At 57.6% G+C, this 16,812-nt stretch carries 17 protein-coding genes and 2 pseudogenes; 15 read left to right on the top strand and 4 right to left on the bottom strand.

The genetic code is table 11. The features are described 5' to 3' along the window. Positions 1-804: 804 nt before the first annotated feature. The 4 genes from ACV1FX_RS29590 (at position 805) to ACV1FX_RS29575 (ending at position 3,810) form a co-directional block, all read left to right on the top strand. On the top strand, positions 805-975 hold the full coding sequence (locus ACV1FX_RS29590; RefSeq protein ID WP_473121093.1) for a hypothetical protein: 171 nt from the start codon (positions 805-807) through the stop codon (positions 973-975). A 385-nt stretch (positions 976-1,360) separates the two neighbouring features. After that, complete coding sequence (locus tag ACV1FX_RS29585) at positions 1,361-1,804, top strand: DUF7694 domain-containing protein (RefSeq protein WP_473121092.1); 444 nt, start codon at positions 1,361-1,363, stop codon at positions 1,802-1,804. A gap of 663 nt (positions 1,805-2,467) precedes the next feature. Next, the gene (locus tag ACV1FX_RS29580) at positions 2,468-2,869 is read left to right on the top strand and encodes a response regulator (protein WP_473121091.1); all 402 of its coding nucleotides are present in this window, start codon (positions 2,468-2,470) and stop codon (positions 2,867-2,869) included. A 287-nt stretch (positions 2,870-3,156) separates the two neighbouring features. After that, a complete protein-coding gene (locus ACV1FX_RS29575) occupies positions 3,157-3,810 on the top strand; it encodes an FkbM family methyltransferase (RefSeq protein WP_473121090.1) in 654 nt (217 codons plus the stop codon). Positions 3,811-4,140: 330 nt separating this feature from the next. Here the strand turns inward: ACV1FX_RS29575 and ACV1FX_RS29570 are convergent, their stop codons facing one another. Beyond that, positions 4,141-4,467: an H-NS histone family protein gene (locus tag ACV1FX_RS29570; protein ID WP_473121159.1), complete on the bottom strand. Its 327-nt coding sequence runs from the start codon at positions 4,465-4,467 to the stop codon at positions 4,141-4,143. Between the two features lie 2,231 nt (positions 4,468-6,698). Here ACV1FX_RS29570 and ACV1FX_RS29565 point away from each other — a divergent pair. The 8 genes and pseudogenes from ACV1FX_RS29565 to ACV1FX_RS29530 all read left to right on the top strand — a co-directional run. Next, positions 6,699-7,028 (top strand): hypothetical protein, encoded by a 330-nt coding sequence (locus ACV1FX_RS29565; RefSeq protein WP_473121089.1) that lies wholly within the window; start codon positions 6,699-6,701, stop codon positions 7,026-7,028. Further along, positions 7,025-8,041, top strand: a complete 1,017-nt coding sequence (gene trpD, locus ACV1FX_RS29560; protein WP_473121088.1) for an anthranilate phosphoribosyltransferase — start codon at positions 7,025-7,027, stop codon at positions 8,039-8,041. Before ACV1FX_RS29565 ends, trpD begins: the two co-directional genes overlap by 4 nt. Before the next feature lie 5 nt (positions 8,042-8,046). Continuing rightward, a complete protein-coding gene (trpC, locus tag ACV1FX_RS29555) occupies positions 8,047-8,874 on the top strand; it encodes an indole-3-glycerol phosphate synthase TrpC (RefSeq protein WP_473121087.1) in 828 nt (275 codons plus the stop codon). A gap of 538 nt (positions 8,875-9,412) precedes the next feature. Next, positions 9,413-9,913, top strand: coding sequence for a flavin reductase family protein (locus tag ACV1FX_RS29550; RefSeq protein WP_473121086.1), 501 nt, complete (start codon positions 9,413-9,415; stop codon positions 9,911-9,913). Between the two features lie 62 nt (positions 9,914-9,975). Next, on the top strand, positions 9,976-10,257 hold the full coding sequence (locus ACV1FX_RS29545) for a hypothetical protein (protein WP_473121085.1): 282 nt from the start codon (positions 9,976-9,978) through the stop codon (positions 10,255-10,257). Between the two features lie 290 nt (positions 10,258-10,547). Continuing rightward, positions 10,548-11,453: pseudogene (locus tag ACV1FX_RS29540) on the top strand (IS5 family transposase); the annotation flags it as partial. A gap of 20 nt (positions 11,454-11,473) precedes the next feature. Continuing rightward, positions 11,474-12,517 carry an IS110 family RNA-guided transposase gene (locus tag ACV1FX_RS29535; RefSeq protein WP_473121084.1) on the top strand — a complete coding sequence of 348 codons (1,044 nt, stop codon included), beginning with the start codon at positions 11,474-11,476 and terminating at the stop codon, positions 12,515-12,517. 295 nt (positions 12,518-12,812) lie between these two features. Continuing rightward, positions 12,813-13,301: pseudogene (locus tag ACV1FX_RS29530) on the top strand (IS5/IS1182 family transposase); the annotation flags it as partial. Here the strand turns inward: ACV1FX_RS29530 and ACV1FX_RS29525 are convergent. Continuing rightward, entirely contained in the window at positions 13,284-13,664 is a 381-nt protein-coding gene (locus ACV1FX_RS29525; protein ID WP_473121083.1) for a hypothetical protein, read from the bottom strand. The pseudogene ACV1FX_RS29530 and the gene ACV1FX_RS29525 sit on opposite strands and share 18 nt — an antisense overlap. A 227-nt stretch (positions 13,665-13,891) precedes the next feature. Between ACV1FX_RS29525 and ACV1FX_RS29520 the strand changes: the two genes are divergently transcribed. Both ACV1FX_RS29520 and ACV1FX_RS29515 read left to right on the top strand, forming a co-directional pair. Further along, complete coding sequence (locus ACV1FX_RS29520) at positions 13,892-14,221, top strand: helix-turn-helix domain-containing protein (protein ID WP_473121082.1); 330 nt, start codon at positions 13,892-13,894, stop codon at positions 14,219-14,221. Positions 14,222-14,307: 86 nt separating this feature from the next. Continuing rightward, a complete protein-coding gene (locus ACV1FX_RS29515; protein WP_473121081.1) occupies positions 14,308-14,652 on the top strand; it encodes a hypothetical protein in 345 nt (114 codons plus the stop codon). A gap of 686 nt (positions 14,653-15,338) precedes the next feature. Here ACV1FX_RS29515 and ACV1FX_RS29510 read toward each other — a convergent pair. Both ACV1FX_RS29510 and ACV1FX_RS29505 read right to left on the bottom strand, forming a co-directional pair. After that, the gene (locus ACV1FX_RS29510) at positions 15,339-15,731 is read right to left on the bottom strand and encodes a type II toxin-antitoxin system HicB family antitoxin (protein WP_473121080.1); all 393 of its coding nucleotides are present in this window, start codon (positions 15,729-15,731) and stop codon (positions 15,339-15,341) included. 46 nt (positions 15,732-15,777) lie between these two features. After that, a complete protein-coding gene (locus ACV1FX_RS29505) occupies positions 15,778-15,978 on the bottom strand; it encodes a type II toxin-antitoxin system HicA family toxin (RefSeq protein ID WP_473121158.1) in 201 nt (66 codons plus the stop codon). Positions 15,979-16,252: 274 nt separating this feature from the next. Here ACV1FX_RS29505 and ACV1FX_RS29500 point away from each other — a divergent pair, with 274 nt between their 5' ends. Further along, the gene (locus tag ACV1FX_RS29500; RefSeq protein ID WP_473121079.1) at positions 16,253-16,726 is read left to right on the top strand and encodes an ImmA/IrrE family metallo-endopeptidase; all 474 of its coding nucleotides are present in this window, start codon (positions 16,253-16,255) and stop codon (positions 16,724-16,726) included. Positions 16,727-16,812: the final 86 nt, after the last annotated feature.

Below are 16,812 nucleotides of genomic sequence, written 5' to 3'. Positions count from 1 at the left end.
GCCCGAATAGCCGCTACATTCGACCGATCTAGAACGGGACATCTAAGTTCGTTCAGGCGTTGGTTCAGTTCGTTCATCTGAGCCTGAAGTCGTTCGATGTCCGCATCTCGATGTGTTAGCGATTTGATGGTCCAAGCTCGCCGCGCTTGCATGACTAGTCCCCTTCTTTAACTCGCGCCAACTGCTTAGCAGAGTTCGTGGCCGGAATTGGCAATCCCTCTCCGAGCGCCTGGCGGTTTAACGCCGCACCGAAGCTGCTCTTTTATCTGCCAGTTTCATCAATCGCTACCATCTTGTTGAGCGGCAAATGTCGCGCCGACAGCAGAGAGTGCGTTGCTCGCCGGTGGACAAATAAGGCTTGGCTGCGTTGTTGGAATGACTTGAATCTAACGTAGCGTCAGGTTGTAGGACTAGCGACAATCGTGAACAAGCGTACTGCCACACGCGAGTCGATGTAGTCCGCTCTCGAGGAGAGTTGGCTGCCCGCGAAGTCAACGCATGTGCGGAACGTTCCAGTCGAATGCGCGATGAAGGGAGGACAAGCGATGTCAGGATTGCCATTGGTCCAAACGCGCGTTTCGAAGCGCTCGCTCATGGCCGGCAACTCAGGAGAGGGCAGCCTTGAGGGAAGACGGCGCATCCAGTGCGCCCGTCACCCTTGCTTGGCGACGTCGGCGACTAGCAGAATGAGGCCTGCATTGAATAACATCGATACCGCCGTCGGGCCAAATAACGACAGAGTTGTCTCTCGCCGGTCGCCTGCGCAACCGTCACGGTCTTCCCCAACTGCTGCGAAACGACTTGATGTGGTCGAATGACGGCGACGGTGAACATATGGTCTTGAAGGCAAATGCCGTAAAGACGCTGCTGCTCGGTTCAAACGACGAAGCGCTGGTGACCCGTAACGCACGAGCAATGGAGCTCGGCGCGTGGTCAGTGATGACTGAACTAGCGCTTTACTTCATGCGCGCCTGATAGGCTCGAATCGAGGTCGTGTTCTGCAAAGTTGATCAAGCGATCGAGCCGCGGGAATTGCCGCTGAGTTGTAGCGTTCAAAGTCGCTGGGTTTGGGGCGCTTCCATCTTCGGCGCGATCGTTCCTCGCACCAGGTTGAGACGCGTCCACGCAGCGCCGAGCTGTCGGTGAGGACACAATGGCGCATCTCATCGATGCAGGACGTGAACGGATCTGGAAGTGGCCGTCTCGTCAATCGGGAGAGCGGTGCAGCTTTATCGAGGGCAGGGTACCTAGCGACATGCGCCCGTAGGTCGTGACAGTAGAAGGGGCAGGCTGGCACTGCGCAGCAGTGCCAGCCTGGAACGAAGAAAGTTCGAGCAGAGCGTGATCTACATCAGATCCGATGTATCTGCGTGGCAAAGGAGGTAGCATGAGAGCGCAGATTGTGGACCAGCTCGAAGCTGGTCGCGTACGATATGGACAATTCGCCAGCGCACCAGGATCAGGCCCTTGCGGTCTCTTCTTTGTGCAGGGACCCTGCGGCTGCAAACTAAGAATCATTGGATTGCTCCGTCCGCGCTGGGAGCATGTCTCCGTCTCGACACCGCGGCGTTGTCCGAATTGGCAGGAGATGTGCTTCGTCAAGGATCTGTTTTGGGAGGAGGAAGAGTGCGTGATGCAGCTTCATCCGCCCCAGTCCGAATACGTGAACAACAGCCGTTACTGTCTGCATCTCTGGAGGCCGACTAGCCAGGAAATTCCGATGCCGCCCTCGGGGTTCGTTGGTATCGTCGGAATTGGCCCATCTGAAGCGGCCACACTGGCTGCGCAAATACGGATCAAGTGACACTGACCGATTGGACCCGCCTCAAACTGGAGCTCGCACGATCAAGGACAAGCTCATCCTACTCGTGAAAGATAACGGGCTGCACGCCGATCCGCCGGCGGAATGCAATTGACCGGCCATCGATCCATTTTGAGGGTCTTTAAAAACTCCGCCCATGGGTCCATAACCCAGTGTGCGGAGCGGTCCTTCCCTCCTTGTCATTCGCCCGCGTTGCCCCGATCTAAGAAAACCCATCCACTGTTCGGATATGTTCTATCGATATAATTGATTTTACGAACTTCCGAGAACGGCGGATAAAACGGACCGGTCCGGTGAGACGTCAGGGCGTATCAGGATGGTTAGCCGCGAGAGGAATTCTCAAGTCTGCGTCGAGCATCGAGGGCGGATGCCAATTTCAGTAACGTGTATTCGCCGACTCGTACCAAATATTGCCGGAGCCACGTGGTCGGCGACGTCAGCAAACCTTCGTATAGGTCTTCCAACCTCTTCGATGTGGACTACCTACCACCGTACACTTGAGGCGCGCCTCGATGTCACCTTAGCCTCCCGACGAAGGCGAGAGCTGTCGAGTGTAGGTGTCTGATGCTTCTTCAAAAGGATCGTGCGCAGTGCGATCAAGTTGCGCCGAAGGGTCAAAATAGGTCCCTGTTAGATCTGGTGCGAATGGCCCACACGCTCGATATCATCTCGGTCGTGTGTGACGATCTGGCGTTGTCCGAACTATTATTGAATATGCTGATTTCAGCGGGCTGCGTCCCATATCTGTTCCAGAGTGCACATGAATTGCTGAATTCAAAGCATTTCATCAGCACGTCTTGCTTGATCGCGGACATGCAGCTGCCGAGCACGAATGGGCTAGACTTGCATGAGCTGCTCGTCGCGTCCGGAAACGAAATTCCCACCATACTTCTTTTGGCCGAACTCGACGACGACAACCGAGCTCGCGCGCTGGAAGCCGGTGTGTCGCATTTCCTGTGCAAGTCATTCAGCAATGGCGAGCTGCTCGCGTGCATCAAAGCGGCCCTCAAAGACCGGACGACGCTTCGGAAGCGCCCCTTAATATGATCGGGGCCTCCGGCTTGGCGACCTCTTCGCGCGTAACCACCGGAGTCGGCTCCTGGCCCGCAAATCGGATACGAGTTCTAATCTCGCCGAAGTTAAATCGTTTCGGGCAACAAGCCCGCCTTCCAAGGCATAAGACGATCAACGCAAGCCACCAGAGTTCGGTTGATATCATCGCATGGCAGGCGCCGCATGTGCATTAAGGAGTTCCGACGTTCAACCGAAATGCTGCCCTAGTTCAAAGAAGTCGACCGAAGCTCAGAGCGATCCGTGCGAGAGGCCTAAAGCGCATGCTAGACCCTAACCCTTTGGAAGTTCACCACCAGATCGTTTCACTTCTGGAAAGTCAAAGCCCCGTTATCTTGGACATCGGCTCTTATGACGGAACCGATGCGAGACGTTTTCTCCAACTTCGCCCGGAAGCACAGTTCTACTGCTTTGAACCTGACCCGCGAGCGTTGGCTCGCTTTAAGAGGAACATGCAGGACGTCAAGAATGTGAGGCTGTTTGAGTGCGCGATTAGCGATCGAAACGGGAATATTGAATTTCATCCAAGTAATGGAGATGGAGAGGCGGAGGGATGGGACCTCTCGGGCTCAATACGCCGGCCAAAGAATCACCTTGCCGAGTATGATTGGGTTCGATTCGATCATCCGACCTCCGTTGAAACGCGAAGGCTGGATGACTGGAGCAGCGAAGCTAATCTGAACAAGATTGATTTGATCTGGATGGATGTTCAGGGAGCGGAGTCCGATGTCATCGCTGGCGGCAGACGGACCTTGAGCAATACGCGCTTCATCTACACGGAATATATCGACCGCGAGCTTTATGAAGGGCAGCTGTCCTTGCGAGACATCCTTGATCTCTTGCCATCATTCGAAGTGGTAACGGTCTATCCTCGCGCAGTGGAGGGTGACGTATTGCTTAGGAATACAAGCTGTTAGCTCGGCCTCTGCTTTTCTTTACGGTCCGAGGTGCTTCGGTAAATCGAACCCGAACAGATGCGCCAGATTCCGAAATAGGCTTGTTCGCCAATCAGAGGTCCGTGGCGCGGTAACCCGTCGCCAGTAGTTGAAGGGCATAGAAAATCCATGCCCTAGGCGCTTGCCGCACGCGGCTTTTCTTTCGAGTTGCACGATCGGTGAGCGGGAAATGGGCGAGCCGAGACCCCTGGCGTGGCCGGGATATTGAGCTTTTGCGACATAGGCAGGAAGAAAACCGCAGTCGTTCAGCGCCAATTGGCCCCACAGCCGCATAGATCGAAGCAGGCATTGCTAACCGGCTTGCGAAGCCTTGTGGCGGCGCTTGCGAGCAGATCGGTCGATAAGGAAATCATCCAACTTCCGGCCGGCACGAAGTTGCGGGCTGAGCCATCGCGGTGGTTTCCCGCGCCCCGACCAAGTTTGCTCCGGGTTCTTCGGATTTCTATACTTTGGCCGCACGGGCGGGTAGGGCCGACGCTCACGGCCTGGCCGGGCGAGCTTATCGCCCCTTCCGATGGTTCGCAGCCGCTCCTCTAGTTTGACCTTTTCCGCCGCAATCCGTTGAGCGAGAACTGCGGACACCTTCTCGTGGAGACTCCACAGCTCATCGACAGTCATCGACTTCAGGTCATTCATCTTCATTGCGATCTGCCATGCTCGAAATTTCATCGCATTAAATAGTCGCGTGCGAAGTAATAGACAAGGCGCGATTTTCGAGGAGCGAAACAAATGAGCTCGCTAAGGCCGCAGAAGAGCCTGGGAGCTGCCCTACAGCGTTGTCGGAGAACAACGAAGACAATCGATGGCTAGAGTATCAACGACATTAGTTGCTTCTTTCTGGGCAATCTATTGGATTGCCAGGACAGGTCCACATCTCGGACCGAGCAACCTCACTCCACGAGCTATATAGCTACCGCGCGGCGGTTCAGCATAGTCGAGACCGTCAATCCAAAATGACATATCCTCGACCGCAAGCTGTGGATTATAAATCCAACCAGTCTGGACGGCTTTCACCACTGCGAAAGCCTCGCGTGGCGAAGACGAGTCCGGAATGATGACATCAGCATCTTGCTCACATCCTGACAGAAGCTCGATAAGCTCTTTGACCTTCATTTCGCAGCCTTCGGATTGTAGTCGAGAGGAGCCTCCATCTAGGAGTTCTGAGGAAGCGGTCAACCCTGTGCCAACCTGCAGGCGACCGCCGCAACAGGCAGGGCTCTCCTTTCTGACTCGAAGAGCCGCACCATCTCCGCCTGCCGCGCCAAATTATCAAGACGGCACCGCGTTTCAGGTGCCTATCGTGATCAATCCATAGCGAGTTGATCTGGCGGCCTAGTCAATGCGTTCGGGTGATTTGGTGTTCGTTTCTCATAGCACGGCTGGCGAGAGACGAGCGTCGCCGCATGGGCCGTTCAACCAACCGCAAGTTTGTCGAGAGAATACGGACTTTGAGTGAAGCTATGTCGGCTACGGTTTCTGCGGCAAAATATCGTTCCGGGCGAGAGTCTCACAGGGCTTGAATCGGACGTTGGGTCAAGTTGTATGGTCGCAGAGTGGTTTCAATACGCACAAGGAATAAAGGGCCGCTCATGATGTCCTCGCCGCTCATTCGAAAAAGCGCAACCGCTCTGCAAGCTGAGACTTCTCGATGATGCCATTTCTAGTGCTGCTTCCGATTTTGTTTGTTGGCTTCGCAGTTGGGTACGCCGTGCGCGCGTGGCGCTCTCACAAGCGGCGTCAGCGCTATCGTTTGCACGCGGCTTACCTTCGGCCGATCTCCCGCGTTACGGAACGTCCCATAGAAATGCCCAAGCGCAGATCGTTCTGATGTGTCATCAAGCCGGAACTCAAAAAGACAGGGGACCGCCGGATTTCGGAAGATGTGCCGGCTAGGCGGTTTATTGGATACCGCAGATGGCGGTTTCAGGTCATCGGCACAAATCTACCGATGATAAGCGATTATGGACGCCCAAGGGCCGGCACGGACAATGAAGTCCAGCTTGCCGGTGGCGAGGGCGTTCAATGAGCGCGGGTCCTTGGTGCGACACCTCGTTCGCGAGCCTCGCGTCATCCACCTGCGGGGCCCCCGCCGCGTGCACCGGCGGGGGGATCTTCTAAAGGCCGTCGAGTTAAACACGGCACGGAACGAGATCGAGGCAGGGCATAGTGAGAAAGGAAGTGTCGTTAGATTTGAAAAGTCGGTCGCTTTCCCACGCGCTCATGCATTTTCTCACTTGAGCGTCAAAAGTATACGCTGAACGATTTAAGACTAGGGCGGTTCCACTCCGAGCGCATTTTGTCTCGAGAATTGGCATCCTCTGCCCTCGACGGTTGCGTCCGCCCGCTCCTGGGCAAACTTCGCCGAACCATCCCCGGTGTTTGGGCATGCGGCTTCGCTGTGTTCGGTGGCACGTGTTGCTGCTCAACACTCTCGCGACAGAGTTATTGAACAAGGTGCAGTGTGCGGGGCGGCGTGGTCGCTAGGCGCAGACCGCGACTGGCGGCACAACTGCGGAAAGTTCAAGCGACATCCGGCCATTCCAGTCGACGCCGTAACGAATCACATCGTATCAAAAGCGTCGAGTTCTGAAGAAGGGACGTCGAGGGTGAGCAGTGTAGCAAATGTTAGCCAGACTGATCGCCTCCCGCTTTTAGCGCGAGTCCACGCTTGCAAGCGTGCCGCCTCCTCGTTCGCTGAAATGGCTTGAAGCTGTCGCAGCGTCAAGTTGTAGGTTTCCAGAAGATCGTAGCCAAAACGAGGTCCTCCAATGGAGCAGGCTGCGCTTGTCAGTGCGCGCGAATGCCAAGGTGAAGGTGGCGGGTTTGGTTGAAACGAGATCTGAAGCATCTTGCAGACTTCGCGCATTGCGTTGGACGGTACCGACGATATTTGCGGCGGCGTGGCGGCAGCCACAAACGGCATCGGACAGGCAGAAAGCCGTCACGGCACCGAAGCTCTGATCGTCTCGATCGCTGAACTCGTCCTGCCCCACCCGAAGTCCCGAACTGACCAAAAGCGAAAAGGAAGGCATTCAATGCGCCCTGAGCAAAGAAGCGCCGGCGGCATCTCTCAACAGGGCGGCAGGCCGCATTGGGAAATAGCCGCGTCGATCGACAGGGCCGCTCGTGCGCGGGTCGAAAGCGCGACCAACAATTCCGTCTGGCTCGAGAGTGCGTGATGGATCTAAAGGTAATCATGGGCAAAGTCGCTAGCGGCGTCCCCTTGGGCTACCAGGAAATGGCCGAGGCGTTCGACAGTATGCTGTCGGGCAAGGCGACGCCCGCGCAGATGGGCGGGTTGTTGCTGGCGCTGAGGGTACGCGGCGAGACAGTGGAAGAAATTGCCGGCGCGGTTTCCGCGATGCGCGGCAGAATGCGACCGGTCAATGTACCGCCCGATTCCGTCGACATTGCGGGCACAGGCGGTGATGGTTCCGGCTCGGTCAACGTCTCGACATGCGCCTCTTTCATTGTCGCGGGCGCCGGCATTCCTGTCGCCAAGCACGGAAACCGCGCGCTGTCCTCACGCTCAGGCTCCGCCGACGTACTGGCATCGCTCGGAGTAAAGATCGCTTTGGAGCCAGATGATGTCGCCCGCTGTGTCCGGGATGCCGGGATCGGGTTCATGTTTGCGCCGACCCATCATCCGGCAATGAAAAACGTGAACGCGACCCGGGTCGAGCTCGCGACCCGCACAATCTTTAATCTCCTTGGACCGCTCTGCAATCCTGCCGGCGTCAAGCGGCAGATGATCGGTGTGTTCTCGCGCCGATGGGTGAAGCCTCTAGCGGAGGTCTCTAAGAGCCTCGGTGCGGAATCGGTGTGGGTGGTGCACGGCTGCGATGGACTTGACGAGATCACGCTCACCGGCCCCACCTCTGTCGCCGCGCTGGAGAAGGGCGAAATTCGCAGCTTCGAGATGACGCCGGAAGAAGCCGGGCTCCCTCTCTGCGGAAAGGAGGAACTGAAGGGCGGAGATCCCGATGCGAACGCGATTGCACTGCAGAGCGTGCTGGATGGCATGCGAGGCCCATATCGGGATGTTGCTCTCCTGAACGCAGCAGCGGCCATTATAGTAGCCGGTCGGGCCACAACGTTGAAGGAGGGCGTGGCCGTCGCGCGGGCATCACTTGATAGTGGCGCCGCCGCCGCCCGCTTGAAGCATCTGGTTGCAATTTCCAACGCCAAATAGACGACATGATCGAATCCGACATTCTGACGAAGATCGAGATATACAAACGCGAAGAGATCGCGTCTGCCAGACGCGAGCTTCCGCGTGCTGAGCTCGACGCGCGCGCACGGCGTGCGCCCTCTCCGCGCGGCTTTCTCAGCGCAATTAACAAGAAGCGCGCGTCAGGTAGCTATGCCCTCATCGCCGAGCTCAAGAGAGCATCGCCATCGAGGGGACTCATTCGCTCTGACTTTCATCCGCCGTCGCTTGCCAGATCGTATGAAGCAGGAGGCGCCGCCTGCCTCTCGGTCTTAACGGACAAACCATCTTTCATGGGTGACCTTGATTATATGGACACGGCGCGCGCGGCCACAAACCTGCCGGTCTTGCGCAAGGACTTCATTTTCGACACTTATCAGGTGATCGAGGCTCGCGCCCATGGCGCCGACTGCATTCTGCTGATTATGGCCGCGCTGGACGACGGGGCTGCCCGCGACCTCGAGGCTGCGGCCTTAACGTACGGCATGGACGTCTTGATCGAGGTCCATGACCGCGCAGAGCTCGATCGCGCCCTCAAGCTTCGCTCGCAGATGATTGGCATCAATAACCGCAACCTGCGCACGTTCGTGACAGACCTTAAGACAAGTGAAACCCTGGCGCCACTCGTCCCGAAGGATCGTCTGATCGTCAGTGAAAGCGGCATCTGCGCGTTCACTGATCTGACGCGGCTCTCGCGAGCCGGCATCTCGGCCTTCCTTGTGGGCGAAAATCTCATGCGTCAGTCTGACTTGACAGCAGCAACTCGCGCTCTGCTTTCACCAAACCAGGCGGCAGCGACCTGGGCGAACCAATGACCCGCAAAGTCTCCAATCAGCTGATGCGCCACACTCGTATCCACGCTGAAAGCGGCAGTTTTCGCATGATCGATAGATCGGGAACACGCGTCAGTGTGCAACCCGCCGCAACGAAACGTCGTGTATCGACAATTGCGAAATCGGCCTTAGGACCATGGTGGGATCGGCGAGTGTTGATCGCGCATCCGCATGTCACGGATCATCTGCATATTGCAGCGGAGCGCCAAAAGTCCCGTTTGCGCAGTTTTGCGACTATTCCAGCGGCGCGTCGGCGCCTAAGCCTTGAAGACGGATGGGCTAGTGTCAACCACGATCAGGCCCGCATTAGGCTTGCCGACAGAACCTGCAGGCGTGTTCATCACCACGAACTGGCTAGTCACAAGCTCGACCGAGTAGCTTGTCCGAGCGATAGAGTACAAATTGATCGGCCGGCCTGGGGAACCGAGAGCCGAGAGCGCGGCAATGTCCGCATAGCGCGAACGCTCGAACTTGAACGTGGTCGCGCAGGCGGGGCGCTGATCATCGGTTGCCTTGCCAGATGAGCGATATTCAATCCATCGAGGCGATCGAGTTTCGCCAAGCCATGCGAAATCTGGCCAGCGGTGTTGCGATTGTGGCGACAGGAACGGCATTTGAACGGCGTGGTTTAACGGTCAGTTCTATCACTTCGATTTGCATAGAGCCCCCCTGTTTGCTGGTCGGCATCAATAATAGTTCCGGGACTCACGATGCGATACTCGCGAACGGCAGTTTTGGCGTGAGCCTTCTTGCTATTGATCATCAGGACATCGCTCTGCGGTTCGCCGGCCGAGATGGCTCCAAAGGTCTCCAACGGTTCGATACCGGTCCTTGGGATCAGGGAATTCTCGACGTGCCTCTATTGCAAGGCGCAATTTGCGCTCTCGAATGCGTTTTGCACCACTATCAAGTCATTGGCACGCACGGAATATTTATCGGCCGAACCGTTGCGGTGCGCCCAGGCGAGGGCAATCCACTTATCAACTGTCGCGGCGAGCTTCGAACACTACCGCACGATTGAATGCAGCTTTTTCAAGCGGCATATCAACGCTCGAAGCTAGACTCGTGGTTGGAAAAAAGGCGATGGAGCCGAAGGCTGTGCACGATCCAGCAGTCTTTTTCGACCATGGCTGGATTAATGCTCTTTTCTTCCGCCACAATCCGGATCAGATCCGCAAACTGCGGGTGATTGTGGAGGAAGTCAGCCGGCATGCGGTCCGCCCGCCGTTAGCGCGTGATCAAAAAAGTTCTTGGTTCGTTCGTTTCCATACTCGCGAACTGCCCGACGCAAAGCGCCGTCGATCGGTCGACGCCGCACGCTGTTTCACCCGTTCAAGAACCTCTTCCTTTGCTTCGGCGAGCTGACCGACGTTATTGACGAGATCAACAAGCAGGAGTCAGTAACTTCGGAAAGCGCGGCTTCACGCGGACTGCAAATTTGCGATTGCCGAGCTGAAACTCGCAATGGCGCTTGTGATTGTGGACGAGTCGCCCGTGAACAAGCCTCTAAGCGATTGAGCCGGAGTCTGTTTTTGCGATTTGGTGGCGTTGGAGATTTGCAGGGATTTGACGCTTGAGCGCGCGAAACCTTGCAAATTCGATTCTGGATTCCCGATCGCTATGAACTGTGCTTTGTGTGGTGCATCGGAGGGACGATGCGGCCGAAGAAGCACAAGACGACGGGATCGAATGACCTGTTCCGGGCACGGCTGGACCAGATCATCAACATGAAGCACGAGTTGGTTCTGCTTGCCGGCAAGATCGATTGGGACTGGATCGACGGCGAGATCGCTCCGCTCTACAGCGAGAACGGCAGGCCGGGCATCGAGACCCGCTTCATGATTGGGCTGTTGTTGCTCAAACACATTTATGGGCTGTCCGATGAGGGGGTGTGCGAGCGCTGGGTCCACGATCCGTACTTCCAGTTCTTCACCGGCGAAGAGTTTTTCCAGCATGCTTTTCCGCACGAGCGCTCGGACCTGAGCCATTGGCGCAAGCGGCTTGGCGACAAGCTGGAGCAGTTGTTGGCCGAGAGCCTGCGAGTGGCGCACGAGGCCGGCGCATTGCGCAGCCAGGACCTCAAGCGAGTCACAGTCGACACGACGGTGCAGCCGAAGGCCATCACCTTTCCGACCGATGCCAAGCTCTTGCATGCAGCCATCAGGGGGCTCAACCGCCTGACGAGAAGGCACGGCGTCAGGCTGCGGCAATCCTATTGTCGCGTGGCCAAGGCTGCGGCGATGATGGCGGGTCGCTACGCTCATGCAAAACAGTTCGGGCGGCATCAGCGGCAGTTGCGCATCCTGCGCAGCCGGCTGGGCCGGATCGTTCGCGACATCCGCCGTAAGATCGAGGGCCAGCCAGCACTGGAGGAGGCGTTCGCCCTGCCGCTTGGCCGGGCCACGCAGATCCGCTCGCAGCAGCAGCGCCAGCGCGGATGGAAGCTTTATTCTTTCCATGCCCCGGAGGTGGAGTGCATCGGCAAAGGCAAGGCCGCTGCACCTTACGAGTTAATGGCATGGACCACGCCCGCTCTCAGCGGCAACGTGGAGCCCTCGGGGCAGCAGCAGGAGCGCAAGCCATGTCGAATACGAACATTGCCACGATCGGTATCGATCTCGGGAAGAACACATTCCATGTTGTTGGTCTCGATGCCAAGGGCGCAATCACGCTACGCAAGAAGCGGTCGAGAAATCAGCTTGATCAGTCGCTGGCCAATGTTCCGCGTTGTCTGATCGGAATGGAGGCGTGTGCAGGCGCACATCATCTGGGTCGCAAGCTCGAGAAATTAGGCCATCAAGTACGGCTGTTGCCGGCACAGTACGTCAAGCCATACCTCAAGGGTCACAAGAATGATTTTCGGGATGCTGAAGCGATCGCCGAGGCCGTTCAGCGGCCGACAATGCGGTTCGTCCCAGTGAAGTCGGCCGAACAACTCGATTTACAGGCACTCCACAGAATTCGCAGTCGATTGGTGACGCAGAGAACGGCGGTCATTAATCAAATCCGAGGCTTTTTGCTTGAGCGAGGGCTACCAGTGCGGCAGGGAGCGGCAGCACTCCGATCGGCGCTCCCCCAAATCCTATCAACATCTTCGGAAAGCCTGTCACCTCGGGTGGTTCGGCTCATCCAGGACTTGGCCGAGGACTGGCGTTATCTCGACCGTCGCGTCGCGTTAGTCACCAAGGAGATCAACGAGATCGCGGAGCAAGATGCGCATTGTCGCCGCCTGATGAGTGCGCCGGGCGTCGGGCCAATCATCTCAAGCGCGATGATCGCCGCGATCGGAACTGGTGATGCGTTTCAGAAGGGCCGCGACTTTGCGGCATGGCTTGGTCTGGTACCTAAACAAATCTCGACCGGTGATCGAACCATTCTCGGTCGCATATCAAGACGCGGCAACCGCTATCTACGAACACTGTTCATTCAGGGAGCCAGAGCCGTACTGCTGCAGCGCCAAACCTGGGCCAGGCACGGCTTCGGAGCCTGGCTAGAGGCAGCATCGAAGCGGCTCCACTCCAATGTACTGGTTGTCGCCTTGGCCGCAAAACTCGCGCGGATGGCCTGGAGCCTGCTCGCAAAAGGCCGTGACTACGAAGCAAGTTTCCTGGGCCACGCTGCATAGGACGTCCGACCCGGGAAGGAAGGAAGATCCACGATCCGATCGGGGAATAGATAGCACACTATCCCGCCGAGGTTTGCGAGACGGAAAGGACGAATGGAGAAACGGTTCCACCGACACTTCTGAAGCCTGGTTCACGCCATGGTCCGTCTAAGACCGGCGAATTATTGAGGACAGAAGTGGGCGGATATCCATAGTGGCTCGGGGCGACAGCCTCACATCGAAGCCGGATAGATTGGCGCAAACCGCATCATCCCTTTGTTGATTCCTCTTGCAACGCGGGCGTGGTCCATAGATCGGGGTGAAGGCCTCCATCGTCACCAATAACTGCCGGGCTCCCGGGGGCCTGTTCGTGCTGCACGCCAGGTCGCTGCCCGACAACCCTTATGACGGTCACACCTTGCGCGACGTCATCGACCGCACCGAGACACTCACTGGCTGCCCGATCGAGCGGGCCTATGTCGACAAGGGCTACCGCGGCCACGACGCGCAAAATCCCCGTCGCGTCTTCATCTCCGGCCAGAAGCGCGGCGTCTTCGGTATCATCAAGCGCGAGCTGCGCCGCCGCTCCGCCATCGAGCCCGTCATCGGACACCTCAAGGCCGAAGGCCACCTCGGCCGTTGCTACCTCAAAGGCCGCACCGGCGATGCCGCCAACGTCGTCCTCTCAGCCGTCGGCCACAATTTCCGCCGCATCCTCGCTTGGCTCAGAGATCTTTTGTGCCTGTTCCTGGTCCCGCGCTGGCGCGCGTTCAACTGTCCAGCCAGCTCAATCCGGGCTTCTTAACGGATGACGGACGACCGTCTTGTCATAGAGCTGGGTCGTGCCGACGCCCAAGCTATTATAGGCATTAGGCGAGGCCAGCAGAAACGTATCGTCCTTCAGGAATGCTCCCACGACATCCTTGTCGGATGCTGGCGCTGGGCCGAAGGCCGTTTCTTTTGGGTAAGCATACAAACCGCCAGAGAGCTTCTTGGGTGTACCGCTCTCGACCAACTGCTTGAGATGCCGATCGACGGACGTCGACCATCGGGCCAAATCGGCTCGTCGATAGGCTTGGCCTGGCTTCAGGTGGCGCGTTTGAGTTTCTCGAGCGTCGTCATGTCGTGAATATAAGTCAGGTTCGACTGTATTGTCGTTTTTTTTCATCGAAAAATCATGCACATATGATGATATCAATCTGATGAACATATGAAATTGTCGAGGCCTTAGTTTTGTTGGCTATGCCCAGGCCGCCGTTTAGACGAAGTTCCTTGGCTAATTACTACGACGCTTGCGCAGCTGATAGGAATGCTTGCGCTTTGCAGCGGCTCTGGACGCGAGCAAACTGAAAATCGACCAAGCGTTAAACGACGGAACGTTAATCGAGGTGCACGATGGCAAAGAAAGCAAGCAAGAAGGCAAAGACCAGCCGGCTCACAAAGGAGCTGCTGGAAACGGCGTATGATATGTGCAAGAGCGGCGTGCTGACGAAGGCAGCCCGCGACAAGATCACCATGCGGCATCTCGGGGCTTCGGATATACCCGCTGCTGTGACGGCGGAAATTTCGGGCGCCGACGTCAGGGCGATCCGCGAGGAAGCGAAACTGAGCCAAGCGGTTTTCGCACGGTATCTCAACGTCACGGCTGGCTACGTGTCGCAGCTTGAACGCGGCGACAAACACCCGACCGGCCCCGCCCTTGGGGATCATGGCCTTGGCCTATGAAGCACGCCTTCAATGGTGGGCCTCTACCTCGCTGCGGCCGCCTACAATCTGGTGCGGCTGCCCAAGCTCGTCGCGGAGGCTGGCTGATGGCCAAGGTGCCCAGCTTCGCCAAGGCCTTTGCCGGCCACTGGCGCATCGTCGAAATGGACAACTGGGACAGCGACTTCCTCGATCTTGTCGAAGAGGCGCATCTCACCTTCGGCGGCAAGTCCGATGGCGAAATCGCCTTTGGGGCTCTGAAGGGCTTCCTGGACGTGCGCTACGGCAGCCGCGACGGATCGGCCTGCGCCGAGTTCTCATGGGAAGGGCACGACGAGAATGATCCATCCTGTGGTCGCGGATGGGCCATGATCGGCACCGCGGGCAGGCTCGTTGGCCACTTCTACATCCACAATGGCGACGACTCAGCCTTCGTTTGCGAACGCGGCTGACTTCTTCAACAGCCTTGCCAGGCAAGTACCGACAGCACATGGCAAAGTTTGTGAGGCGAATGGAAGTGCTTCGCCTCGGCCAGATCCAGCGGACGCGACGCGCGGTTATGGAAAGCTTGAAACAGAGCTATGCCAAGGCTGAGGCGGCGTTCGCCACCTCGGTCAGCGCATTCGAGGCGGCCAGCACGAAGCGGCTGTCGGCCTTACTGGCGTTGCCTCCCCAAGAGCGGTTTGACCACCTAGCCGATCGGTCTCTCACGTCGGCGGACGCTCTCACGTTGACGCGCTCGTTGCACACCGAGACCCAGCCGAAACCGCGGAAGCGCGTCCCACCGAATACGAGCCGACCGCCCCGCCGTTGGGGCCTTAGACTACCGACCTCGCCGGCCATCGTCGCGATCCTGGCGATGGCCGCGCTCTACGGGGGCTTGGTTTGGCTCCGCACGCCGCACGCGGTCATCGTCACTCGCGAAGCAGAAGGATTCCGTTCTCACTCGATCAGAGGCCGTTAGACAGCTCGTTGAGACTGTGCTGGGTAGGGATTGAATCAGGCACGATCTTTTGCGCAGCTGGCGCGCCTTGGTTTGTGGAGACAGCACCAGCGTGTAGAGATGCGATTGGCCGGAAGGCCGCGCACGTATGCGACGCTCGGAGACGGATGCAGCTTCAACCGGATATGGCCTTAGTTAGGCCGCCATCGCTTTCTTGGCGGCTTGCGCAAGAAAACCCGATCGAGTGAAGCCATGCTGTTCGGCATAGTTGTCGATCTCACTCAGAACGTCGGCGGGAAGAGTGACGTTGACGCGCACACTCTTCACCTCTTCCGCAGGCGCTGGAATGAGAACGGCAACGCCATCTCTGTTCTCAGCGTTCGCCATGATATCCTCGAGAGAGGAGGGCTCAGGTACGGCTTCGCCGTCTGCTGCCATACCTTCCAGATGTAGAGCCAAGGCTTCCGCAGCCATAGCGCGTGCATCGTCCAGATCCGTGCCAGCGGTGATCACACCGGGAAGATCGGGAAACGAAACACCATAGTCGCTGTCCGCGTCCTTATGGATCAGTGCAATATAGTGTCGCATGTGAGTTCCCCTCCTTGGGTGGGCCGGTGGCCCTCTCTATGCGGTGTCATTTCAACTTCAGGTCGGCTTGCTTCTCGATGCTCTTTAGCGTTCCAACCGGGATGTCCCGCTTGGGGTGAGGGACTGTGACCCGGCCCTTCTTAGTCGGGTGTTTGAATTGAATGTGGCTGCCTTTCTGGGCAACCTGTTCCCAACCGTCGGCTTTCAGAGCTTTGATAATGTTCGCCGATTTCGTATGTGTATTTATACACACCGAAGCTTGACAGGAGTCAACACATAAATACACACTAATTCGAAGGTTCCGTTCCTCGAGCGCCGCGGGGAGAGGGGAACCTTCAAACCCTGAAAGCTATGGGCGGCGCACCTGCGGCGTCGCTGCAGTTCCGCCGCGCGATTAATAGCCAATAGTTGCGACGGCATCGGTCGCCCAAGGCCTGTTAAGCATTTGAGCTACCTTGTAAAAAAATGCATCGCGACGCCTTTGGCGTTCGCGATCGGCGGAGACCAAATACGCGCGCGAAATGACCGAGCAGCGTATGATTTGGATGTGCGAGCTATTTTCCTATCTTGAGCGGGACGTGAATTTCCCGGTGCTTAATCTGCCTGATCTGAAGCTACCGGACTTTCGAGCTCTGACGCCCGCATCGATCGAAGCGGCCGCCGGAGCGGTGAGGCAGCATTGGAAGCTTCGCGATTTGCCGATTCCGGACGCATGTTTGGCGCTGGAGAACGCCGGAATTCCGGTCGTGAACCTCGAAATCACTTCGGAGGAACAAGATGGTTTTTGCTTCAATTCGGCGTCACTGGGACGTCCATTCGTAGGCATCAACACACTGCACATCAGCGCGGCTCGAGCTCGATACGACGTTGCTCACGAACTCGGTCACATCGTGCTTCATCGGGGCGTGACACCGCAACAGCTGCGGGATCCGTTGTTGAACAAGCAGATTGAGCGTAAGCGGCGTGTCTCCCACACCTTGTTCGGCGTGAGCTGACCGGCAACATGCGAGCCGTCATATACAGTTAAGGTTCGCATATATGGTTGACCATATAGTTGACGCTTCGGAGCCACGGGGCCGGG

Source organism: Bradyrhizobium ingae (assembly GCF_055791185.1).
The sequence above is the reverse complement of the archived record's forward strand: the minus strand, read 5'-3'. Positions and strand labels throughout refer to the sequence as shown.